Genomic DNA, 22,758 nt, shown 5'->3' with positions numbered 1-22,758 from the left:
ATGAATAATCAATGTAATCTTAGCCCCAATCCAGCACCGGCCCAAAACGACGGCCAGACACCTCCCCCGCTTGACAACCGGCAAGCCCAAGCCTCTTACACTCCTTTCGGTCCCTATCAGGTCAAACTACCCCTGACCATTTGGGAAACCAGAGGCCGCCATTCCGAGGTCGAATTAGTTTACTGGGGACTCGAGGCTCTCAAGGGTGACCACCTCAAGACGCTAATAGCCGAAACCGAAACGGGTGGTGAGGGTATTGGCGAAGCCGGCCACTACTTAGCAATACTTCAGGAAATCCAGAACAGTCTATTTGGGCTGGTCTGCGGGCTGGGTTCTGAGTTATCGTTAGCCGCCAACGGCATGAGCAATAGGGTAGAAAGGGAGGTAGTCCATGAATGAGCTACAACTTGACAACCCTACAACGATTCGGGCCTATTACGGCCAGCATCCTGACCTGTTTGAGTCGCCTACTATTGACAAACGCGGCATTGGTCGGCTATACTGAGATGGAGCCAACCACCCAACTGATACCGGTACGCACATCGGGAGAGATGTTAACCGTCAGTAGTGTAGACTTTGCCAGTGGGCTGGGTATCCAGCACCGGAGCTTATTGGAAACAATCCGCAGTCATCAAAGAGCGATTGAGGCCGAATTTGGAAGGGTTACGTTTGAAACGCAACCCTTCCAGACAGGAGGTGGTGTACAAAATAAGGTCATTGCCCACCTGACCGAAGATCAGGCGTTGTTCATCGGCACGCTCAGTCGGAACTCCCAGCGAGTAGTCGCGTTCAAAGCCACCCTGGTCCGCTCCTTCTCCGAAGCCCGGCGCCAGCTGCGGGAAGTCGCTCAACCACTTTACCTCCAGCAACAGGAACAGCGACTGGCCAGTCTTGAACAGCAACTGAGCCAGATGATCGAGTCTCAGCAGCAGGCAGCCCGCTCGCTGCTCGAACTACCCCGTAGTTCAGAGCCCCTGCCGGTGGAGACCACGCGCATGAAGATCCAGCGCATCGTCAATAACTACTGCCGGGCCAAGGGCGTGGGTCAACAGGAGGTGTGGCGCAAGGTTTACGACCGCTTGTACTACCTCTATCATGTTAGCATCCGTAGCTACAAACGATCCGACCGGGAGAGCTGGCTGGACGTGGCTGATCGCAGTGGCCACATGGAGAAGCTATACGCCATCGTCAGCGCCGAGCTGACCTATACCGAAGACTAAAATGAATCTACGAACGCTCCGACCCTTTGCGGTGGCTAGTGTATGGCTGCTCTTGGCTGCGGGTAGTGTCCGCTGGGCAGTACACCGGGTAGTGACCCGCCGAGGGTCGGGGCCACAAACTACTATCGCCCATGGACTCTCAAAACAACCTCTCCCAACGGGTAGACCTATCCATTCGCACGTTACTCGAACTTCAATTGTCGCAGTGGCAGCAATTACGGAGTCAGTTAGAAGCCGATGAGGAGGTCAGCCAGGTCTCGATCGTTTACTGTACGACCTAGATTGACCGATTCGAAGCGGAAGTCAACCGCCTGGCGCAGCTGGCCAAAGGCCGCTAAGCCTTCGCTAAAACCGTATTATTTACCTACTCGTTTAACCGGGCTCCCTACGACCCGAAAATTCCCTCAAATACTTATGCAATCTTCCTTTCTTAATGCCGATCTCTACGGCCAGACTCAGGACGAGTTCGCCAAAAGCCTGCGCATGGCCCCCCAGATTCCCGACGACGACGCCATCGGTTTTTTAGAGTACGCCCTGCTGTATCTGAACCTGAAAGAGTCTCCGATTCGAGTAGAGTCGAGCGGTCGTCACCAGTTCAGTCTGAAAACCTTCGACGGAGCCTGGCTCTTTACCACCCCCCTGGATGGCCGCGAACTGTTCTATATAAATTACGAGAAGGAACGGGAGTTAAGCATACGCCATATGTACCCCAATGGGTATAAGATCAAGCTGTTTAATCTCCAGTCCGATATTGTCAATCTGCAACACATCCGTAGTCTGGAGCTGAAGGAGAAACGGGGCATGTGCCTGCCCAATGCCTACGCCATCGAGGCCCGGCTAGCCTACATTACTGATAAGGAGAAATGGTACACCGGCTCGAATTTCTACGAGCTGAGATCTCCCTGGGATCATAAGGCCATTCGGGAGGATATTATTAATGGCATGGTGGAGCATTTTCCTGGCGTTCCTCGGCAGCAGGTTAAAGATTATCTGTCCGACTATGCCCGTAAGAAGGGTAACGCTGATCGGTGGGGCGAACTGATCTATCCATTGACGCAGCCCGGTTTCGAGCCGGGTAAGGTCGAAGGCATGGACGCCGAAGCTTACTGGAATACCAACAGGTGGATAACCGGCAGCGTGATGGTGGCCTTCACCCACTACTACGAGTGGTCGATCTACATCCGGGAAACACCGGACTCGGTTGGCGTGCGGATTCCGATCCTGCCCGAGAATCACAACGAAGTCTTTTCGCTGCGGGACATTCCCGAAGGCCAGTCGCGCCGCAAAGCGATCTGTCATGCCGTTCGGCAACACACCCGCTCGATCAAGAGTGCCAACGACGAGGTGTTACGGGAAACGCTGGTCAAGCAGTATTTTCGGGGAGAAACCAAGTTCAAATGGCGAGGCCTGGAAGTCAATATCATTCCGTCGGAATATGATTTGAACCGGAGCAAGACCAGTAAGAAGTTTGTGAAGGTGTAGCTGGATGTCCCTTTTTCTCATTTAGCACCGGGCTACTGCAAAGGCAGTGGACTAACGGAGTGGCTACGCAGCCAGTTGTGTCGGGCGCTAGTATCCGGCCGAAAACCCTGCTCGATAAGCTTCTCTTACAATACTTTCTTTACAGCGTAATCTAAAAGATAAACATAAATAGTAGTAAAAACCCTGGCTTAACAAGCCAGGGTTTTTACATTGATCGCATCCCTCCTGTCACTGGACTTGCAACACAGAACAAATTTTTGAGCTAATGCTGAAATTGCCAATTATAATAGTGAGAGGGGCTAAAGCCTACTGTTGACTATCTTTAGTGGCGTTTATGCAAGTCTTTATATTAAAAGATGGCCTGTTTAGCAATAGCTTGGATCATATACCTCTAAGCTGTATAAGCTCTCTATTTGATTCATGGTCTTCTAACATGGCCTCAAGAATTGAATTAAAAGTCACTTTTCCCCCTCCGCCATTACTTATTAGACGAATTGCCTCTAACCACTGTGACTTACCATTATTACTGATCGCTATTGCCGCAATTTGGCCTCCTGCACGATCCCAGACACTATTTTCTCTAATACCGCCTGGGTATAATTCACAAGCTAGTTTAACAAATAGCTTACGTTCTTCGTCAGTTGGGAGTCTTTCGCCCTTTACTTCGGAATAAAGCTGTTTTATTAGTTCGAAAGTGAATACGGCTGCATTGTGGGTAGCATAGGGTTGAGAGCCGCCAGCATCAGAAGCGGATTTGTCGTCAACCAAGTCAGAAATGCCACGTATTAATAACCCTTCAACTGATGGATGTTGTCGGCAAGCTTCTAAAAAGCCGAATCCTTCCATTTCAATGGCCAAAGCATGGTTGCAATGGACTTTTAAAAATTTATGCAGATCGGATTCTACTGATGCATCCACTTTCTCCCCAGCTGCAATAGTTCCAGTTTGCACATTCACTGGAGCTGGAAAATTAGTGGTTGGAAGAGTTTTAGAGATTTGCTTCCAGCGGTCAGATTTTGCAAAATTGGTTGCTAGGCGCTCTAATTTATAAGACGAGTTACCTTCACCTGGCCGAGATTTAAAACCGTCAACCGTTGTCTTACCGCGCTCGTAAGCAAAGACGTCTTTGCCAATGACAATATCGCCAATTCCTACGTCTTTTAAACCTCCTGCTATTCCTACAAAAAAGGCGTACTGCGGTTTGAAAAAATCTAATGCACGATTAGTTTCGAGCGAAGCACTAACGTTCGTCTGATCTGTCCTAGCTAATATGATAGTAATCTCCCCACTCTCGGTAGGTAGTACGCCGGCGTAATAATCTGTCTTACTTTGAGGATGGTAGACAATTGTTTCTTGCGAAATAAACGTACGTAATACTTGCCGTTCTACCTCTTCCAGAGCAGTGAGGATAAGCACCTTGTTATCGAGCATTGGATATTGTTTGTTGAAGCATTTTAAAAGTTTCATTGCGGGGGCTGTCTTCAATCATAACAGCTAGAAGGGAATCTATACTAACACTAAAGCGACCGCGACGAATGCCAGACAATAAATCATTCCACTGTTCCCCTCCATTTACTGATACTTTAACAACATGGTCTTTTCCTCCACTATCAGACCATATTCCGTTTTGCCGGGGCCCGTCTGGATACACTAATTTGGCCTCTTCCAGCAACGTACTCCACCAGTCACTACGAATATCGACAGTAGTGGGCAGGGCCTGTAGTAGATCACCGAAGTAGAAATATACTTTGACTCGATTGTATCTGCTCAACAAATCAATACAGAACGGTATCGCTTGCTTAAATGCCGAAATGCGTCGAGCCAGATTGACTACTTGCTCGGCAGCGGTAGTCCATCGGTTTCTATGAATAAGTTGTCCTAAAGCCACGATGTCCCCCGACTCGGAACGACCATTATAAGTTTGTATGTACTTGACTATATTAGCCTCGGCCAACTTGAACCTGTCAATATAGGTTACCAAACGACCCAACGATATCGTAGGATTAGCAATAACGTGTGCAAAAAAATTGTCTCTACTAAATACTTCTATTAGCTCTGGCTCTAAATGATAGGATGAATCCTCTGGTTTCTCATGAGTCAAAAGACCAGTTGCTGTCGCCAGTAGGAAACGTTCTCGATTATTTTTATCCAGTAGTGGCCATAAAGTAGAGCGGTTTGAATAAGCGCGAAGATCGGCTTGTGTGCTCATACTTATTTTTTTAATTAACTCGGGTAGTACTTGTCCACCTGCTATCAAGTGATCAAATATGGATTCCGTGATTTGGTTTGGTTGTTTGAGGCTGTTCCATAAATTCCCTTCTGAGCCCACACTGGACAGCCAAACTTTTTGCCAACCGTTTTTTGTGATATCTAGATTTTTTAAGAGATCGGGGTCACTATTACAAAGCTGGCCAGCTAGTTCGATCAACCGCCCCTCCTCAAGCGTAATGGCGGCATCGATAAATTCTAGCGGATTCTGTTGGTCACGGGCAAGTTGTAATGCGGCCATATAGGTTGAAGAAACATCTATTTCCAGATGTTTCTTCAAGGCATCTTGAAGGTTGAATAACTTGAGCAAACACGCTAAATGTAATCGTAGCCAATGCTCAACTTGAGCCAGTTTGATTCCGGTTTCCCAAGCCTTACTAGGTAAACTATCGGGAAGCGCACTTAGTAAAGAAGACTCAATACGTTCAGTATCTGGCAAGAGGTCAAAAAAATCGTTGACGCTCTCGAAGGGCTGGCTCCATAAACCAAAGACAATCCTTTCGGAACCCGCCGTCCACTTAGAAAAAATATTTTCCAATGCTGCCAATAAGCTAGTCCGCCACCAAGTTCGAGAAGGTTCATTTGGCCACTGAGTAATTATTGAAAGCAATTGACTGTCTAACCCTAGCAACATCAGCTCAATCAGACGGGTAGTTATTGCTGTTGCTATTGTAGACAAATCAACTGCACTCAGTGAATTGTTTTTGAGCGAACCTAACCGAGCTAAGTTACCCGTCTCGTCGTTGGATATTAGGTGTTTTAGACGGACTATAATACGGTCTTTAATTTGTTTTGCACTATTCTCACTTGGTTTATAATAGTGAATAACAGAGGCAAGAGCTAAGATTTCCTGTAGTGAAGCGCCAGTAATATTTGAGGCAATAGATGCGACTCGGTAAAGTGCATCTAGGTCGTTCAGACTACGGGAATCAATGCCTAACTCTTTTAAAATGAAGGAAAGATTTGGACAATTGTTAAAATCACCAGCCAGGAATGCTTCTAATTCGTTTAGATTTGTATGGGAAGCGTTGATATCTATTACAGTGAAATTTGGGCGCCAGCGATCAAGAAGGCTTTGAGGGACCGACACTAATTGTAGTCGATCTGCGGGATTGCGCAATTGAGTGGGCATGAATCCGATGTTGAAAGATAGCTGTTCTCTTTCACGATCATCAATTGCTTGCCATAATAAAACTATAGCTTCTTCAAATCCATACTGTCCAGCCCAAATTAGAGGTCCAGAACGTGTGGGTGACACATATTGCTGTAACATATACCCAAGCCGGGGCGTGATATCAATCTGCTGAGGTAATGAAGGAGCAACAGACACGGGATCCAGAACTATATCTTTATTCAGCTGAATTGGTAATAAGTCCAGTAATGGCCGTAGGTTGGATACGGTCGGTAAGTTGACACTCTCTATTATTAATACATGAGAAAATACGCGGCCCGGCCGCATACCTATCGAGGAGTCTGGATATGTTTTAAACAATAAATAGTATTCATTCCATTTGCGGCCTCTCAATGTAGGTTGCCAACTCACCTGATCAGGTACCTGCTCAATCAAGTCGGTTGAGTTTCCCATTCTTCGAACGAGTGATTGGTTGGGATGGGTAGTACTTAGTAAGCCAAACCCCCAACTATCATCTTGTCCAAACAAGGCTTGATGAACTACAAATGTCGACACATTAAGGAAAGATTGAGTTAATCGAATAATAAGGAAAGGTCATTTGCATGTTCACCGGTTGGTCGAACAACATAAGCGTATTCTTGCGGACCAAAATCAAGGTATTTATCTCTGTTCTCCTCTATTGCCAGACTAAAGCCTTGCGCTGATAATCCCCATACTTCATAAAAGTCGTTAGCCCAATTGCTAGATATATACTGCATGAACAGGGGGTATCGGTTCTTCAGTACCTCCTCCGGTAGTAGGTCGGTTTGTAGCTCATCCCATAAAGTAATGACAGTCTTCAATTTGGGAGCCTTGATACGATGCCGGATTCCCACATTTCGTACGGCTAAAAGCATCTGAAGTAACTCGATCAGTTCCACCGACTCATTGATGGATTTTGTAGGGAATGTAGATTGAGAGTCAGTCTGGTGTGAAGAAAGCTCCACTTCATGGATCGACTTAGTAAGCACGTCTAGCGGCTCGGCGTGATCATGAAGCCTAATAAATAATATCCATTGATTGCTTGCCTGACTCATTCTGACCCAATGTCGGCCTAACTGACGGTCATGAATTATGTCTCTGACCTGCTCACCACCATAATCGGGAAATTCCAGTTCAAAAATATTTCCATCCAAGAGTAATTTTAACTGTAATATTTTATTGTCATCTGCTGGAGTTGGCTTCGTATTGATCCCTTTGGCAAGTCGTCGACGTGCGTCGTCTATGGCCATTATATTCTCCGGCATTCCATCCAACAATTTCATCCTGCTGTTACCCCCTTGTAAAACGTTAAATAGTTGGGCTAGAAAGGTAGTTTTAGATGTTCCCGGTTTGCCGATAATTAGTACTTTATTATCTATCTGATTCATAATTTCGATATAGCAAAAAAGGGTCTTGGCTACTAACGGGTTTTTCCAAAGTAGGAACTTTAGGATGATAAGCCTCTAGTTGGCTGAATAATTGATCAAGGACGGCTAAATTGTTAAGCTGTTTATGATCTGGTTGCTCCTGTAATACTTTGCTGATCTCAATGTGTGGTACAGTTCCAAAAATATAGTCGAGTTGCTGTATGAGTCGCTCTTTTACGGCGGCACGAACTTCGCCAATCAAATCGGCTTTTGACCAAACAACTAGTAGAGGCCGCCCCCTCAAATTTTCCTTTACTCGATTTGCTAAATCAACCAAGTTTGTGACGGATTCGCCTCGTTTAATTATCAACGATTGGCAACTCACAAAAAAAATGAATGCGTCTGCATTGTCATGTATCCATCTTACATTCTCGGAATTGGGTTCATCGCGGTCTACGGCCCACTGGCTGAAAACTTCTCCGGAAGCGTCCGGGAAAAGTATGTCGAGTATCGTTCCCTTTGTTCGCCGAAGTGCCCAGTGGAGAAAACTATAATACTCTGGATCGCTAGGAGTAGGTGTGGGCTCTGATGATTGACCTTTATTATAGCGCAAGGAAGCGGCCAGCGCTTCCCATCCTAACAAAGTGGCTGAGCCTGCAAATGTGTATTCTTTTAGTCTATGGCCTCGTAGCAAGAGTGTATGTAACATGCCTAAGAACGACGACTTTCCTGCAAAGGATTCACCGACCGGTGCCACGATTAGTGGATTTGTCCGTCGACTGATTAGCTCTATCTCTGTTAATTTTAAAGGATAGCCTGTCCAGATTACATTTTGACTATCCGAAATCGTATTCCCCTTTGTTATTTGCTGAGTCGTATCGATCGAGCTAGCACCTTCAATCGAACTAGCACTTTCAGCAGCACCAAGTTGCCAGTTCGGACAATGTTCAAGATCAGGTAAATTGTCATAACACAGCCCTGTCTTTGCCGCTGGACACCTATCTAGCTTACAAAATCCTCTCGTCATCGTAGTGTTACTTTGCGGTTGCCAGCTTTTTTACCTGAAGTTCCTTAAAAATCCAGACGCTCAATTCTTCCCATGTAATAGTACTAGATAGCTGTAAGCCAGTTACTTCTTCGAAGTTTTCAATTTTAAGGCTACCTAATATCAAATTGCCTAAGAATTCTAGCAAACTCAACCGGCCAGATTCAGGTTGACTAATAGTTGATAGAGTTTTTCCTGCGACATCTTTATTCGCCGATACGTCTCCTAAAATCTCTTCAAACGTGCTAGCAAGAGAAGCCCCTGAATTTGCGTGTGTCATCGTTTCCTTTATAAAGAAATTGACACTAACAGGATAAATTGTCGGAACGATTTCTAACATATCGACCGCTAAGGCTAATGATAAAATCGAGGAGGGTAATCCACGGTAACTTTTCTGTTGACTGACCGAATACAAAGATTCTTTCAACCATAATAAACGACTACGCAAATTATGTGTAGCTGTCTGTTGGTTTATAGAGACGGCTACATTTCCTAAAAACCGTGTTATTTCTGAGGTGTAAGCCTCTAACTGCTTTAGGTTAGCAACCTCAGCTAATGCATTGTTTGTACCGTCGATAATTTGGCTCGCAACCGCTTGAATTGCACTGCTAGCAATAGATCCAAAAGAAGTTGACCACTCATTAGTTGCTCTTATTTGGATATTACCGGTATAGTAGTTGTTAAAATCAAAAAAAATTGCCCTATTGCTGTCCTCGTCAGACCCTCCTACCGCTGCTTTCATACGTTCTACTATCTCCTCTCTATCGATTAAGGAAATGGGTTCATTAATAATAGGTACAATTTTTGGAGGAGCAGGTAAAGTGTAGTTTTCAGTTAATCCCCAAGCGATCCAACCAGCCCTTTCATAAACATTCCCTATTTCATACAATAGTGCTTGTAGAAGAGATGTTTCACGCTGAGCACCTTTAATGAATGGCAAGTAATTGCTTACAGTTAGCCAAATGATACCAGCAATATTTACGTCCGTCGCTAACCTTTGCAACGCGCCTAGCATGACAGCACGCACATATGGAACTGGTCGATCCTGGCACTTGCTTGAAAAAGACTTCCACTTATCACTAATAATTTCTTGAACCTCTATTACAGAGGGCTCCTCAGGATTAGTATCGGGATCAAATGCCAATTGGCTAATTTGAGCGATACGATTTTTTTGGGCACGTAAGCGCTTTTCTACCTCATCAACAGCTTCCGTCAACCTGTCGAAATTATCGTCCTGTTCTATTGTAATGATATGTGCTTGTAGAAGAGCTTCGAGTACAGGTTTTGACATAGAAACAGAAAATATAAGGGTGGATAACAGTAAGTTCTATAAAACAATATAAGTCATTATGTATGCAAATCCGTATGCAAACAAAACAGCCACTCACTGCTATTATGCTGTAAGTGGCTGTTTATCAGGCTCCCGAAGCTGGGCTCGAACCAGCGACCCTCTGATTAACAGTCAGATGCTCTAACCGACTGAGCTATTCGGGAATCGTGGTGCAAAAGTAGTGCGAAACCAAATACTACGCAAGTGTTAAGACTTAAAAAATATCATTGATTATGCTGATTTTGGCTAACCACATGGCAATCAATGCGAAAAAAGTCAAAATACTAGCGAAATGCATCTGGACGATGACTGGGAACATTCTCTAAAATTAGCTCTTTAATCCGTCGAGCGTCGCCTTTGGAGAAATTGCTGATCACAATCTCGGGGCGGGCCCGTGGAATGACCCGGACCGTTGAAAAGAACAAGCCATTATCAATCTCAACGCCGGAGATGTCAGAATAGAATACAAAATTATCAGTGCCGCCAATCAATTTGCGAGCACGGAACGTAACACCCTTATCGTTGAAGATAACTTCATCGGGAGTCAGCGGATCTTTAAAACTGCTGGATCGGAATTTTTCGTTTGGCATAGTGTCTGAACCGGGATTTAGCTGATTTATGGATTAAATTGATTTTGCTAGGCACTTCAATAAGAGGGAATCTACAATAATCAAAATCAGTTTAATCCATAAATCAGCTAAATCCCGGTTATTTTTTAGGTATATAAATTACTTTCTTGGTCTCGAAAAAAGGTTCTTCAAAATAGTCCGATAACTCATAAACACGGTAACGATCAGTTACTTCGGCCAGTTCTTCGGCTAGGTCTCCGCCTTTGAGATACAAAACACCATTGGGTCGATCGTTGTTACCCGCCTTGTGAATTTTATATCGTACCCAACCCAAAAATGGCTTCAAACGCGTGACTGCCCGGCTTACTACAAAATCGTAGGTCGTTGTTAATTGCTCCACTCGAATTTGCTCAGCTTTCACATTTGTCAGGCCTAATGCATCCGATACTTCCTGCACGACCTTTATTTTCTTACCGATGCTGTCGACCAAATGAAAATCGGCCATGGGAAATAGTATCGCCAACGGAATGCCCGGAAAACCACCCCCGGTACCTACATCCAGAATCTCGGTGCCGGGTTTGAATTGGACAATCTTAGCGATGCCCAACGAGTGCAGAATGTGCTTTTCATACAAAGCATCAATATCCTGCCGCGAAATTACATTGATTTTCGCATTCCAGTCACGATATAGCCCATCTAAAGCCGCAAAACGTTCTTTTTGCTCGGCAGTTAGCGTAGGAAAGTATTTTAAGATTAGATCAAGGTTCATTTTTCTTTCAACACTACGTTTAACGCCAGTAAAGCCGTTTTTTGCGACGTCTGAAAATGGTTTCTATACCTGCTAAACCATAGTAAAAGGCAAGTAACAAATCCATTAACGGAATACTAGCCCAATGAACCGTATGCGCTAGTCGGTGACTGATTCGACCAACAATGCTCCAGAAACCTAGTTCACGGAGAACGAAAATGCCCGTTCCAATTAGCAAAAGTAACCATTCGTTCGTTGTGAATGAATGATGCTGTAATTTATGGACTAGAACAACGAGACCAACCATCAGGGCTAGCACCCACGTTAATACGTGCGATCCGGTGAGCAACCCAAGCCGAAATTTGTTGCCGGGCTTATAGTACTTGCCTACGTTCAGGTGCCGTTTTTTCTGTAACCTCCATTCTGCCCAGGTTTCTTTGGGTTTCGACCACATAAATGTATCCGGATTGAGACATACGGCTGTATTTTGTCCTGTGGCTACTTCGTTAATAAACAGATCGTCGTCGCCACCCACCACATTGATGTGCGTATAAAATCCTTTGTTGGCAAAAAATAAGCTGGTTCGGTAGGCAAGATTCCTACCGACACCCATATACGGCCGACCTGCTAAAGCCAGCGAAAAATACTGTACAGCCGTAAACAGGGTTTCGGATCGGATTAGAAAATTGAGTAAACCCGGCTGGTGTTCGTATGGGGAGAAACCTAGTGAGATGGCTTTGGGGCTGTTGATTAGTGGTGCCACCATACTACTAAGCCAGCCATCGGAAGCTGGTCGACAGTCGGCGTCGGTGAGCAACACGATGGGGTAGCTTGCCTTTTTAAGGGCAATTGTCAGCGCATATTTTTTTGGCGTAACGTGCTCATGTTCTTTATCTATGCGAATAAATCGAACGCGCTGGAGATGAGGAATATCGTTTTCTAAAAATAGGCTGGTGCCATCGGTCGACCGATCATCCATGACTAAAATCTCAAAATCAGGATAATTCTGATCATTTAATAGCGGCAGCAATTCAATTAGATTTACCAATTCGTTGCGTGCGCAGACAATAATGGTGACCCCAGATCCGCTAGTAGAATTGGCCCCTAAGTCTAAGACGTTCTGCTCAGGTTGTCGGAAGAAGGCCGTTCGGGAATAGATAAAGAAGATATAAATGAGCTGAATACTGACCACAAGTAGCCAGATTATCAGTAAAGCTATAATCACCAGGAGGAAACGTTTACTCGCTATTGCGTTGGTTTTGAACGAAGTTGCAAAGATAAGCAGGTTTCAAGTTTCAAGTTCAATGTTTTAGGTTCAATGTTTCAAGCCTCTCCAATGAATCATGGAACCTTGAACCTGAAACAATTCTGGGTTCGTATCTTTGCAATATGACTTTTTCGATTTCTAGTCATGATCCACAGTCGAAGGCCCGAACGGGAACGCTGACCACTGATCATGGACCCATTCAAACACCGATTTTTATGCCTGTCGGTACGGCAGGAACCGTAAAGGCAGTTCACCAGCGCGAACTTGAAATCGATATCAATGCCGAAATCATTCTGGGCAATACGTATCATCTGTATCTGCGTCCTGGTCTGGAGGTACTTCGCCAGGCAGGTGGATTGCATGCATTCAACGGCTGGAAACGACCTATTCTAACTGATTCGGGTGGTTATCAGGTCTATTCACTGTCAAATACCCGTAAGATTAAGGAGGAGGGCGTGACCTTCAAGTCACACATCGACGGTTCAAAACATATCTTTACGCCTGAAGGCGTCATGGATATTCAGCGTACGATTGGAGCCGATATTATCATGGCTTTCGATGAGTGTACGCCCTACCCATGCGAGTATGGGTATGCCCGACAGTCGACGGAAATGACGCACCGATGGCTTGACCGATGCATCGATCGTTTCGATGCAACCAAAGGTCATTATGGTTATCGACAAACGCTGTTTCCTATTGTGCAAGGTAGCACGTACGCTGACCTTCGCCGTCAGTCGGCAGAAACGATTGCGAGTAAAGAGCGCGAAGGAAACGCTATTGGTGGGCTGGCAGTAGGCGAACCCGCCGAGGAAATGTATGCTACGATCGAGTTAGTAAATAGTATTCTGCCCGTTGATAAACCACGCTATTTGATGGGTGTAGGAACACCTGCCAATATTTTGGAAGCTATTGCTTTAGGGGTAGATATGTTCGATTGTGTGATGCCAACGCGTAATGCCCGACACGGACTATTATTCACAACGGAGGGTATTATCAACATCAAAAATGAAAAATGGAACCAGGATTTTAGTCCGATCGATGCGGGATTAGACGGGTATGCCAGTACGTTTTACTCGAAAGCTTATCTGCGTCATCTGGTTAAATCGGAGGAATTACTGGGCGGGCAAATTGCCAGTCTGCACAATCTGACGTTTTATCTCTGGCTTGTCAGACAGGCACGGGCTCATATCGAGGCCGGTGATTTTGTAGCCTGGAAAAATGAACAGGTTGTTCGGTTAATGCAGCGATTATAAATGAGGTTGGCAATAGTTAATATCCTGAATTCTAAATATTTAACTAGTAGCTTTCAGATTTATAGCTAGTTTTTATTAGTGGAATAATACCTTAGTGAAAATCAAAAAAGTCTCCTAATGATAAATTAAGGAGACTTTTTTGATTTTTGTCGTCATATGCTTACTGAAAGTCACTAGATGACTCAGTGGCCCAAAGCCTTCACCGAGTTGTATGGTAACGTCGACGGAATTTAGCCCAACCTTGTTCGCTAATCGCTGGTTTTTTTTGCCCGCTGATGTAGTGATACGAACGATTTGGCAGGCTCGGTTTCGGATTATAATAATCACGATGTCATTTACAGTCCTAGGGATACTAATTGCTTTAGTTCAGCAACCAGAATTTCGGTCGGAAGCGCGGATTATTCCTGAAATGAATACGGGCGCGAGCGACTTGTTTAAGCGACTCTCATCAATGGCTGGCTTTGTGGATGTTGATTTCTCGGATGCAGAAGACGTGGATGCCGTTCGTCCAGACTTGTATCCTAATGTATTACAGAGTACGCCGTTTATTCTTTTCCTGATTGATCAGTCTGTTCACATCAAGGGCCAACCGAAAACAGTTGGTCAGTTCCTAGTAGCAAACCATACTAGCTGGTCATGGAAGCAATTAGTCTCATTTGATAAGCAAAATGAAGATAACCGTTCCCGTACTACTAATATTCAGGGACCAGTGTACTTGTCGGCGCAACAGCAAGAATTGGCCGAGGAAATTAGCGAACGAGTCAATGCTAAACTCGATACGCGTTCGGGTATCATTACAATTACCGTTAAAATGCCTGATGCTCAAGTTGCCGCCAGCGTGACCCAACTGGCATTGAATTATCTGACCCGGTATGTGACGGCCTATAGAACGAAAAAAGCTCGGGAGGATTTAACCTTTTACGATCGACAATTAGACGCAGCTCATCAACGATACCAGACAGCGCAGTCAGCTTTATTCCAGTATAACGATAATCACAAGGCTATTGCGATGCAGGTTGCTACGGTGGATAGACATCGTATGGAGACTGAACTGACAATTGCCCAGACCGTTTATACTGAATTATCTCGCCGGTTCGAACAGGCTAAGCTTAAAGTGCAGGAACGAACCCCCATCTTTAATGTACTCGAACCACCTAAAGTACCACTTAAACGAATATCGCCCAGACGAATGCTAACCGTTCTACTTTCTTCACTGGCAGGACTGGTGATAAGTGTTCTGGTTGTACTGATTCAGCAAGCCGATCTGGCTGGACGATTAAAGGCGATTGTCGCAGAAGATACATATTGTTACGAACCCATTAATTAGACTCAACTGGTGATAGACGCACTTCGACAGAAAGAAAAGAAAATTGCCGTCATTGGCTTAGGGTATATCGGTTTGCCGGTTGCACTTGCTTTTGCCCGACAATTTCGAGTTGTTGGTTTCGATAACAACCCGAATCGTGTGGCCATGCTACAGCGGTCTGAAGACCCTTCGCGGGAGTTGTCATCCGATGCGTTTATTGGAACGGATATTCTCTTCACGGCCGATCCTAACGAACTGAAGCAGGCGCATTTTTTCGTTGTGGCGGTTCCTACACCGGTAGATGATTACAAAGTTCCCAACATAAAACCGTTGCAGCAGGCTTCAGCGGCCATTGGTGCTGCCCTTAAACCAGGAGATTATGTTGTGTACGAATCTACGGTTTATCCCGGCTGTACAGAAGGGGACTGTTTACCCATACTGGAATCGCAGTCTGGCCTGAAATTGGGCACTGACTTTAAACTTGGGTATTCTCCTGAACGCATTAATCCCGGTGATAAAGCCCGAACACTAACGGATATTCTAAAAGTTGTATCGGGCAATGATGAAGAGGCCGCTCATACTATTGCCGAGGTTTATGGTAGCATCATTCGGGCGGGTATCTACACAGCTCCGAGCATTAAGGTTGCCGAAGCGGCTAAAGTCATTGAGAACGTTCAGCGAGACCTCAATATTTCGCTCATGAATGAGCTGGCAATCATCTTCGATAAAATGGGTATTGACACGCAGGAAGTGATAAAAGCAGCTGCGACGAAGTGGAATTTTATGCCCTTTACGCCAGGATTGGTAGGAGGACACTGTATTGGCATTGACCCGTATTATCTGCTTCATAAATCCCGTCAGTTGGGTTACGAACCACAGGTAATTAATTCAGGACGGCGCGTCAATGATAGTATGCCGGCGTATATCGCTACAAAGCTGGTACAGATGCTGTTGCAGCATTCCAAAAATCCGAGCGAAACCCGCGTGCTGGTTATGGGGCTAACATTCAAGGAAAATATTGCTGACATCCGTAATTCGAAAGTAGCTGATCTGGTGCGTGAGCTCATGGAGTATGCGATTAATGTGCATACTATAGATCCATATGCGTCGCCAAATGAAGTAGCTCGTGAGTACGGCCTGAATCTGATGGACAAACCTTCAGGCCAATACGACGCGGTGATTGTGGCCGTTGGACATGATGCCTATAGAGATTTGGACCTTGCCTATTTCAAATCACTGATGAAGCATGCGCCCATTTTGTTGGATTTGAAGGGCTTATATCAGATGCGTAAAGACGATGGAATAGACTACTGGCAGCTTTGATCAGGTAATCAGAAGAGATATGAAGGTAGTCATTGTTGGTAGCCGGTTAATTGATTCGCTGGAGCAACACCTTTGCGATTCATTCCGGGTGTTAGGGCATAGTGCCTCCCTACTTGATATTGCAGATGGATTGCCTGTTTCCTCTAAAATTAATTACTGGGTATCGCGGTTCGTTGAATTTTATGACCGGGCTATCAGCAAAACTATAGCGGACAAAATCATAAAACTTCGCCCCGATCTGGTCGTCATTGTCTATCGCTATCTACATCCAATATTGGTAGAGCAATTGAAAAAGCAGTTAGGCGATGTGTTGATCGTGCAAATGAATCCTGATCCTCTTTCAAACCTTGAAAAGCAGCAGATCATTGCCACTGATTTCGATTATTACTTTTCCAAAGAGCCCTACATTGTTGATACGTTGCGACACAAAGCTGGTCTGAATGCGCATTATTTGCCTGAGGGTTTTAATCAGCGCATTCACCAAAAACCGCCTATCGAAAAAGCTGTTGCTGAATGGCTAACTGACATTGACGTATTGGTATTTGGCAATTTGTATGCGTATCGCGCTCGTATGATTGAGCAACTTATGCGGGCCGGTGTGAAGGTAAAAGTGTATGGTACGCAAGGGCCCTACCTGCGCCCGGAGGTTAGCTCAATTTTTCAACAGCAATACCTGGTTGGTCAGGAAAAAAACAGGCTGTTATATGGGGCCAAAATTGTTTTCAATAATTTTCATTACGCTGAAGTAAGCTCGGTCAATCAGAAATATTTTGAAATCAACGGTATTGGCGCGTTCCAGCTCTGCGACTACAAATCAACGATAGATGATCATACCGGTGTTCCTCCTGAGCAGGTAACGTACCGAACGATAGATGATGCCATCGATAAAATACGGTATTATCTGGCACGACCTGATAAACGGCACGAACTCGCCAAACAACAATACACTCATTTTCAGCAACACCACACGTTCGACCAACGGGTTACGCAACTCTTGCAAACGATAGGCCTAGCTCCCTTACTGGATTCTGAGCAGGTACAACTCAATGGCCGATGGGACGACTAATACTGAGTTTGGTTATTTTTCTGGTTTCGTTATGGCTGGCAGCCAGTTCGTTTTATGAAGCACTGGCTGTATCTTTTTCGTTGTATACATTCCTTACATTCGTTCATCGAATTGGCCAACGTATAGCTATTCTGGAGTGTATCAGTGCCATTGCGTCGCTCGAGATTTTAGCCGTGCCGGCTGTTACGTACTGGATGTTCCCGGCTTCGATGCCTATTGAGTCGGTTACTTATTTTGGCTATGCTTTGCCTGCCTGTATAGCGTTTTATGCTGGCCTACATGGGTTTACCAATAATTCTTCTGAGGATTCACACCGGCATTATATTCAGCATGTAATTGAGTACCTCCAGCATCGTAAGACCGCTTGTTTGTTCCTGTTTTTTATTGGATTAGTCGGATTCCTGGTAAAAATAGTGATCCCGCTTGCGCCTGCTTTTGTGGGAACATTGCCCATGTATTGTTTGCTGATAAGCGTTTTGTACGCTTATTATTCCAGAAGCGCATACCGGACTCCACTTATCGGACTCGTCGTTATACTCCTGCTGGCAAATACGGTTCGGACGGGCATGTTTGGGGATTTGTTTTTCTGGGTTTTATTGGCGCTCGTTTTAGGGACTGTTAGCTTTTCAATCCCACTGACCATTCGCTCAAAAACAGTTCTGATTGGGTTTGCCTTTGCCTTTCTTTTAGTTATCCAGTCAATCAAAGCCGAATATCGCTACAATACCTGGGGGCACCTTCGTAACGAACGTACTGCCAATGCGGGCCTGATGACTGAACTGCTCATCGACCGACTTACCTATCCTGAGAAGCTACTGAATATAAGGCATCTTTTTGCTTCGTTTGGGCGCTTCAATCAAGGCATAATGATTGGCAGTGCTATGGCTAAAGTTCCTGTACATGAAGCCTATGCCAATGGTGAAGTATTGCTGGCATTTATTTATCCGTTGGTGCCACGCCTGTTTTGGTCTGATAAACCCCAAACAGGCGGTTATGAAAATATACGACGCTTTACAACCCTAACCCAGTTTGAGAACACCAGTATTAATCTCTCTCCAGTGGGCGAAGGCTATGTGAATTTCGGCTATGGGGGTATTCTGTTTGCCTATTTATATGGCTTACTGTTAAGAGGATGCTTTCAAGCTGTTTTTATCATGGCCGAGCGAGTTCCTTCAGTCATTTTATGGTTGCCAATGCTATATGTCGGGTGTCTGACGATGGAAACAGACTTGCTATCGACCTGGGGAAGTTTAGTGAACAGTGCCCTGTTCATTGCGATCCTGTTTTGGTCGACGAAAGGCATAGGCATTGAGCTTTAGTATTTCTATGATTGTTACGTATCTATTTCGTAGCCGGGGAACCGGTAATAGCATTGAAGAGCTATTTGGCAGTATTCAGCGCGAACTTGATCGACAGCCAGACATGCTGACGACTCGAATTCAGTTGCCGTATGTTAGTCGCGGTTGGTGGAGTGTCTGGCAAAATATGCGCTTTCTACGAGCAGTGTCGGCCACTATTTTTCACATAACCGGCGATATCCATTACGCAGCACTGGCCCTGCCTGCCTCACACACAGTACTGACAATTCATGATTGTAGTATCCTGGAAAAGAGCCGAAACCACCCCTTACGGTACGCTCTGTTCTGGTTGTTCTGGTATTACCTGCCTATTCGTCGGGCTGGTGTTGTAACGGTGGTTTCGGAAAAAACGCAGCAGGACTTGGTTCGACATGTAGGGCAAGTGGCTCAGAAAGCAGTTGTAGTAGCTAATGGATACGATCCGGCGTTTGTGTATCAACCGGCTGCGTTTCGCAAACAAAGCCCCATCTTATTACAAGTAGGCACTGCTCCTAACAAGAACCTGTTGCGCCTGATTGCCGCTATCGAAGGCATTGTTTGTACACTTATTATCATTGGTCCGCTAACAAATATCATCACTCGGGCACTCCGGGAGTATCGAATTAATTACCGGAATTACATTGACCTGAGTCGAGCGAGAGTAGTTCAATTGTATGAAGAATGTGATATCGTCACGTTCGTGTCAACCTACGAAGGATTCGGAATGCCCATTCTTGAAGCCAACGCCGTTGGCCGTGCAGTTATCTCGTCGGACCTGGAGCCGATGTGCACGATTGGTTCCGATGCGGCCCATTTTGTGAATCCGACAGATGTGTCAGCTATTCGACAGGGCATCTTGCAATTGATTCAGGATGACACATTACGTCAGTCGCTGATTGAGGCTGGCAGAAAGAATGTTCAGCGCTACACTGTAACGGCAACTGCTAATCAATACCGCTCTCTTTATGAGAAACTTGCTGGGGTTCAATCCTTATCTAAACGAGCAGTATGAAGATCCTTTTATCGGCAGATTGCTTCTATCCAGCGCAGATGGGCGGACCTAGTAATACGATTTATTGGCAGGCGAAAGCATTGAAGTGTGCTGGTCACGACGTAACCGTAATAGCGACTTCTCAGAATTTACCGTCATCTGTTCCGTTAAACCGATGGCTAACACTGGCTTGTGGTCAGGTAATTTATACCCGAAATCCTCATTTCTACTTACCTCTCAATCACATATGGCAAGGTTGGCTGGCTATTCAAAAAGCGGATATCGTTCACATAAATAGCTTGTTTTATCCGGCATCAATGATCTGGGTACTAATGAGTCGGCTGGTGGGCAAACCCGTTGTTTGGTCGCCACATGGTGAATTGAGTCCAATCGCTTTACAGTTTCGGCCGCATCTCAAACGATTGATATTAGGGATCATTAAGCGCTGCGATCCGACGGTTCAGTTTCATGCAACCAGTGCCACAGAGACGATGCATATTCGTCAGCATTTTGGGGCAACTGTTGTGGTAGGTGAAATTTTGAACCGAATGGAATTACCTGCTCTCGTACTACCAACACCTATTGATCAGGCAAGTCAACCCTACCTGCTGTTTATAGGTCGACTGCACCCGATCAAGGCTATTGATCACTTGCTTATGGCTTTGAGTGCGTCGAATGTATTTATTGAAAGCAATTACGTACTAAAGCTTGCAGGGCCAGAAAACGATAAAGCGTATGCGCGAACACTGATTGAATTAGTGCAGAAGCTGGGCCTTTCGGCGAAGGTGTCATTTATCGGCCACGTGCAGGATGAAGCGAAAGAACATCTATATGCCAATGCCCGATTGACAATTTTACCATCTCACTCGGAGAGCTTCGGAAACGTTGTCATTGAATCACTGGCGCAAGGCACGCCGGTCGTTGCTTCGACAAATACGCCCTGGCAACTACTTGAAACGGAACGAGTCGGTAGCTGGGTCTCGAACGAACCTGTCAAACTTCAGGAAGCCATTGACAGATACCTGACAATGCCAATAAACGAGTATGTCGGCTATCGTGAACGAGCAGTTGAACTGGCTCGCCAACGGTTTTCGATAGCTGGGAACAACGGTGAATGGGACCAATTTTATGAGCAGATACTCCATAAGTTAGGACGAAAACCAAAGGCTTTAATCGACTGATTATGACCGATAAGAACGCTATTGATTTCCATACCACCATTGCCGCCGAATTTAGTCGCAAATACGAATCATCGAAGGCATTTCAGGAGCGATTTCGAGTCTGGACAGGGTTATTCGATCGCTACCTAAAATTGACGGATCATGTTATCGATCTTGGCTGTGGACCCGGCATTTTCAGTAATTATCTCGCCGATAAAGGATGTATCGTAACGGGTATTGACGGCTCAGTGGCAATGATTGCCCTCTGCCAGCAAAATAGCACATCAGCGAATGTGCAATACATCGTGCAGTCGTTGCCACTGACCAATCTGGCGTACTACACCCCGCAGGACATTGTACTGATGTCGAGTGTTCTCGAGTATGTAGACGACATGACCAGAATGCTTGAACAGGCCCGATCGCTTCTGAGGCTAAATGGTTTGTTGATTGTCTCTATACCTAATCAGATGAGCGTCTTTCGTGTGATTGAGCGAGTCGCATTCGGGCTAATGAAACGCCCTAGATATTTCGCTCATATTCGCCACATGTCTACCAAAGTAATGTTCGATCAGCAGTTGACTAAGCTGGGGTTCGATCCTCTGGAAACCGTTTATTTCTCAAACAACGATCCCATATCGAGCGTGCTAAAGCCATTCTTAGCCGAAGAATACGTCAATAATTTACTGGTTGGCGTCTATCAAAAAAGAGATGTATAGTATCGAATGAAAATTCTTAGTGTTGTCGGTGCCCGGCCCAATTTTATCAAATTAGCTCCATTACATCAGGCCTTTCTAGCGTATTCTACTATCGAGTCGAAAATTGTCCACACCGGCCAGCATTACGACACTGGAATGAGCGATGTATTTTTCAATCAACTCAGGTTGCCTCAACCCGATCATTATCTCAACGTAAACCCTGGCACAACTACCCAACAGACGGCAGACATTCTGCACAAATTTGAGCGCGTTCTAAACGTGGATCGACCTGATTGGGTACTGGTCGTTGGCGATGTGACGAGTACGCTTGCCTGTGCGCTTACTGCCGCCCAAATGGGAATTCGGGTGGCCCACGTTGAAGCAGGATTGCGTTCGGGTGATAGCCAGATGCCAGAAGAACGTAACCGAATTTTGACAGATTCTTTATCGAACCTCTTATTTGTGACTGAGCAGGCTGGGTTAGACAATCTCCAGCGTGAAGGAATTTCTAGCGAAAAAATTCATTTCGTTGGTAACGTGATGATTGACTCGCTAGTGCAGTACAAGCCAGAAGCGAGTAAGTTGAATACCGTTGGCACATTGGGTTTACTGCCAGGCCAGTACGTGATGATCACCATGCATCGCCCCGCCAATGTCGATACTGAAGCAAGGCTGAGAAAGCTTTTGAGTCTCGTGGAAAATATAGCCAGTCTTAGGCTTGTGCTATTCCCAATACATCCTCGTACTCGCGCCAATCTGCTCAAATTTGGCCTGAATACACTGCTTGATGCTATACCAAACGTCCGACTTCTGGAGCCTCAGGGCTACCTGGAATTCATGAACTTGATGGAACATGCCGCCATCGTAATTACAGATTCGGGTGGTGTACAGGAAGAAACAACCTACTTGCAAGTCCCGTGCCTGACGTTTCGTGAATCGACTGAGCGACCTGTTACAATTGACCTCGGGACGAACCAACTCATCCCCGATTTAAATCCGGAAACAGCAAGATGTAAAGTAGTTGACATTCTGCGTGGCCGTGTAAAAACTAGCTGTATACCACCCTTGTGGGACGGGCAAGCCGCCGGGCGAATTGCAAAAGTGTTTCTAAATGCAGAGGATGTGGAGGAATCTCTGCGACACTCTTTTTTATCTCGTTAGTCTCTGCGTTTGAAAAA

21 protein-coding genes and 1 tRNA gene are annotated in these 22,758 nt (G+C 45.4%); 13 read left to right on the top strand and 9 right to left on the bottom strand.

All coding sequences use genetic code 11. From position 1 onward, the window contains the following. From GO755_RS04480 to GO755_RS04465, 4 genes are all read left to right on the top strand, one after another. On the top strand, positions 1-399 hold the full coding sequence (locus tag GO755_RS04480; RefSeq protein WP_157583508.1) for a hypothetical protein: 399 nt from the start codon (positions 1-3) through the stop codon (positions 397-399). Next, positions 396-1,220: a Rha family transcriptional regulator gene (locus GO755_RS04475; protein WP_157583506.1), complete on the top strand. Its 825-nt coding sequence runs from the start codon at positions 396-398 to the stop codon at positions 1,218-1,220. The genes GO755_RS04480 and GO755_RS04475 overlap by 4 nt, the downstream gene beginning before the upstream one ends. A 131-nt stretch (positions 1,221-1,351) precedes the next feature. Beyond that, complete coding sequence (locus GO755_RS04470; RefSeq protein WP_157583505.1) at positions 1,352-1,501, top strand: hypothetical protein; 150 nt, start codon at positions 1,352-1,354, stop codon at positions 1,499-1,501. 133 nt (positions 1,502-1,634) lie between these two features. Beyond that, complete coding sequence (locus GO755_RS04465) at positions 1,635-2,702, top strand: hypothetical protein (protein ID WP_157583503.1); 1,068 nt, start codon at positions 1,635-1,637, stop codon at positions 2,700-2,702. Positions 2,703-3,083: 381 nt separating this feature from the next. Here GO755_RS04465 and GO755_RS04460 read toward each other — a convergent pair whose 3' ends face one another. From GO755_RS04460 to GO755_RS04420, 9 genes are all read right to left on the bottom strand, one after another. Further along, on the bottom strand, positions 3,084-4,133 hold the full coding sequence (locus GO755_RS04460) for a phosphorylase family protein (RefSeq protein WP_198174755.1): 1,050 nt from the start codon (positions 4,131-4,133) through the stop codon (positions 3,084-3,086). Next, positions 4,123-6,657 (bottom strand): GAP1-N1 domain-containing protein, encoded by a 2,535-nt coding sequence (locus tag GO755_RS04455; RefSeq protein WP_157583500.1) that lies wholly within the window; start codon positions 6,655-6,657, stop codon positions 4,123-4,125. Before GO755_RS04455 ends, GO755_RS04460 begins: the two co-directional genes overlap by 11 nt. Before the next feature lie 17 nt (positions 6,658-6,674). Next, positions 6,675-7,511, bottom strand: coding sequence for a TRAFAC clade GTPase domain-containing protein (locus GO755_RS04450; RefSeq protein ID WP_157583499.1), 837 nt, complete (start codon positions 7,509-7,511; stop codon positions 6,675-6,677). Continuing rightward, a complete protein-coding gene (locus GO755_RS04445; RefSeq protein WP_157583497.1) occupies positions 7,495-8,517 on the bottom strand; it encodes a TRAFAC clade GTPase domain-containing protein in 1,023 nt (340 codons plus the stop codon). The genes GO755_RS04450 and GO755_RS04445 overlap by 17 nt, the downstream gene beginning before the upstream one ends. A gap of 7 nt (positions 8,518-8,524) precedes the next feature. Next, positions 8,525-9,826 carry a GTPase-associated system all-helical protein GASH gene (locus tag GO755_RS04440; protein ID WP_157583495.1) on the bottom strand — a complete coding sequence of 434 codons (1,302 nt, stop codon included), beginning with the start codon at positions 9,824-9,826 and terminating at the stop codon, positions 8,525-8,527. Positions 9,827-9,955: 129 nt separating this feature from the next. Continuing rightward, positions 9,956-10,029 (bottom strand) — tRNA-Asn (locus GO755_RS04435). Positions 10,030-10,149: 120 nt separating this feature from the next. Next, the gene (locus tag GO755_RS04430) at positions 10,150-10,455 is read right to left on the bottom strand and encodes a PH domain-containing protein (RefSeq protein WP_157583493.1); all 306 of its coding nucleotides are present in this window, start codon (positions 10,453-10,455) and stop codon (positions 10,150-10,152) included. A 118-nt stretch (positions 10,456-10,573) separates the two neighbouring features. Continuing rightward, positions 10,574-11,203: a 16S rRNA (guanine(527)-N(7))-methyltransferase RsmG gene (rsmG, locus tag GO755_RS04425; RefSeq protein ID WP_157583491.1), complete on the bottom strand. Its 630-nt coding sequence runs from the start codon at positions 11,201-11,203 to the stop codon at positions 10,574-10,576. A gap of 19 nt (positions 11,204-11,222) precedes the next feature. Beyond that, entirely contained in the window at positions 11,223-12,410 is a 1,188-nt protein-coding gene (locus GO755_RS04420; protein ID WP_157583489.1) for a glycosyltransferase, read from the bottom strand. A gap of 161 nt (positions 12,411-12,571) precedes the next feature. On the opposite strand from GO755_RS04420, the gene tgt reads away from it, so the two are divergent. From tgt to wecB, 9 genes are all read left to right on the top strand, one after another. Beyond that, positions 12,572-13,702 (top strand): tRNA guanosine(34) transglycosylase Tgt, encoded by a 1,131-nt coding sequence (gene tgt, locus GO755_RS04415; protein ID WP_157583487.1) that lies wholly within the window; start codon positions 12,572-12,574, stop codon positions 13,700-13,702. Between the two features lie 211 nt (positions 13,703-13,913). Further along, positions 13,914-15,029: a Wzz/FepE/Etk N-terminal domain-containing protein gene (locus tag GO755_RS04410; RefSeq protein WP_157583486.1), complete on the top strand. Its 1,116-nt coding sequence runs from the start codon at positions 13,914-13,916 to the stop codon at positions 15,027-15,029. A gap of 9 nt (positions 15,030-15,038) precedes the next feature. Continuing rightward, entirely contained in the window at positions 15,039-16,331 is a 1,293-nt protein-coding gene (locus tag GO755_RS04405; protein WP_317165791.1) for a nucleotide sugar dehydrogenase, read from the top strand. Positions 16,332-16,350: 19 nt separating this feature from the next. After that, positions 16,351-17,397, top strand: coding sequence for a CgeB family protein (locus GO755_RS04400; protein ID WP_157583482.1), 1,047 nt, complete (start codon positions 16,351-16,353; stop codon positions 17,395-17,397). Continuing rightward, the gene (locus GO755_RS04395) at positions 17,385-18,716 is read left to right on the top strand and encodes a hypothetical protein (protein WP_157583481.1); all 1,332 of its coding nucleotides are present in this window, start codon (positions 17,385-17,387) and stop codon (positions 18,714-18,716) included. Before GO755_RS04400 ends, GO755_RS04395 begins: the two co-directional genes overlap by 13 nt. A gap of 7 nt (positions 18,717-18,723) precedes the next feature. Continuing rightward, a complete protein-coding gene (locus GO755_RS04390) occupies positions 18,724-19,746 on the top strand; it encodes a glycosyltransferase family 4 protein (protein ID WP_157583479.1) in 1,023 nt (340 codons plus the stop codon). Then, complete coding sequence (locus GO755_RS04385) at positions 19,743-20,906, top strand: glycosyltransferase (RefSeq protein ID WP_157583477.1); 1,164 nt, start codon at positions 19,743-19,745, stop codon at positions 20,904-20,906. The genes GO755_RS04390 and GO755_RS04385 overlap by 4 nt, the downstream gene beginning before the upstream one ends. 2 nt (positions 20,907-20,908) lie before the next feature. Further along, positions 20,909-21,601, top strand: coding sequence for a class I SAM-dependent methyltransferase (locus GO755_RS04380; RefSeq protein ID WP_157583475.1), 693 nt, complete (start codon positions 20,909-20,911; stop codon positions 21,599-21,601). 6 nt (positions 21,602-21,607) lie between these two features. After that, on the top strand, positions 21,608-22,741 hold the full coding sequence (gene wecB, locus GO755_RS04375; RefSeq protein ID WP_157583473.1) for a non-hydrolyzing UDP-N-acetylglucosamine 2-epimerase: 1,134 nt from the start codon (positions 21,608-21,610) through the stop codon (positions 22,739-22,741). Positions 22,742-22,758 lie beyond the last annotated feature (17 nt).

The sequence above is a fragment of the Spirosoma arboris genome (assembly GCF_009754945.1).
Taxonomy (GTDB): Bacteria; Bacteroidota; Bacteroidia; order Cytophagales; family Spirosomataceae; genus Spirosoma; species Spirosoma arboris.
The sequence above is the reverse complement of the archived record's forward strand: the minus strand, read 5'-3'. Positions and strand labels throughout refer to the sequence as shown.

Bases quoted from the DNA above. Each gene is read 5' to 3' on its own strand.
- GO755_RS04385 (WP_157583477.1), top strand. From the start codon at position 19,743: ATGAAGATCCTTTTATCGGCAGATTGCTTCTATCCAGCGCAGATGGGC.
- rsmG (WP_157583491.1), bottom strand. From the start codon at position 11,203: ATGAACCTTGATCTAATCTTAAAATACTTTCCTACGCTAACTGCCGAG.
- GO755_RS04440 (WP_157583495.1), bottom strand. From the start codon at position 9,826: ATGTCAAAACCTGTACTCGAAGCTCTTCTACAAGCACATATCATTACA.
- GO755_RS04410 (WP_157583486.1), top strand. From the start codon at position 13,914: ATGGTAACGTCGACGGAATTTAGCCCAACCTTGTTCGCTAATCGCTGG.
- GO755_RS04450 (WP_157583499.1), bottom strand. From the start codon at position 7,511: ATGAATCAGATAGATAATAAAGTACTAATTATCGGCAAACCGGGAACA.
- GO755_RS04395 (WP_157583481.1), top strand. From the start codon at position 17,385: ATGGGACGACTAATACTGAGTTTGGTTATTTTTCTGGTTTCGTTATGG.
- GO755_RS04400 (WP_157583482.1), top strand. From the start codon at position 16,351: ATGAAGGTAGTCATTGTTGGTAGCCGGTTAATTGATTCGCTGGAGCAA.
- GO755_RS04390 (WP_157583479.1), top strand. From the start codon at position 18,724: ATGATTGTTACGTATCTATTTCGTAGCCGGGGAACCGGTAATAGCATT.
- GO755_RS04430 (WP_157583493.1), bottom strand. From the start codon at position 10,455: ATGCCAAACGAAAAATTCCGATCCAGCAGTTTTAAAGATCCGCTGACT.
- GO755_RS04470 (WP_157583505.1), top strand. From the start codon at position 1,352: ATGGACTCTCAAAACAACCTCTCCCAACGGGTAGACCTATCCATTCGC.
- GO755_RS04480 (WP_157583508.1), top strand. From the start codon at position 1: ATGAATAATCAATGTAATCTTAGCCCCAATCCAGCACCGGCCCAAAAC.
- tgt (WP_157583487.1), top strand. From the start codon at position 12,572: ATGACTTTTTCGATTTCTAGTCATGATCCACAGTCGAAGGCCCGAACG.
- GO755_RS04475 (WP_157583506.1), top strand. From the start codon at position 396: ATGAGCTACAACTTGACAACCCTACAACGATTCGGGCCTATTACGGCC.
- GO755_RS04445 (WP_157583497.1), bottom strand. From the start codon at position 8,517: ATGACGAGAGGATTTTGTAAGCTAGATAGGTGTCCAGCGGCAAAGACA.
- GO755_RS04460 (WP_198174755.1), bottom strand. From the start codon at position 4,133: ATGCTCGATAACAAGGTGCTTATCCTCACTGCTCTGGAAGAGGTAGAA.
- GO755_RS04465 (WP_157583503.1), top strand. From the start codon at position 1,635: ATGCAATCTTCCTTTCTTAATGCCGATCTCTACGGCCAGACTCAGGAC.
- wecB (WP_157583473.1), top strand. From the start codon at position 21,608: ATGAAAATTCTTAGTGTTGTCGGTGCCCGGCCCAATTTTATCAAATTA.
- GO755_RS04380 (WP_157583475.1), top strand. From the start codon at position 20,909: ATGACCGATAAGAACGCTATTGATTTCCATACCACCATTGCCGCCGAA.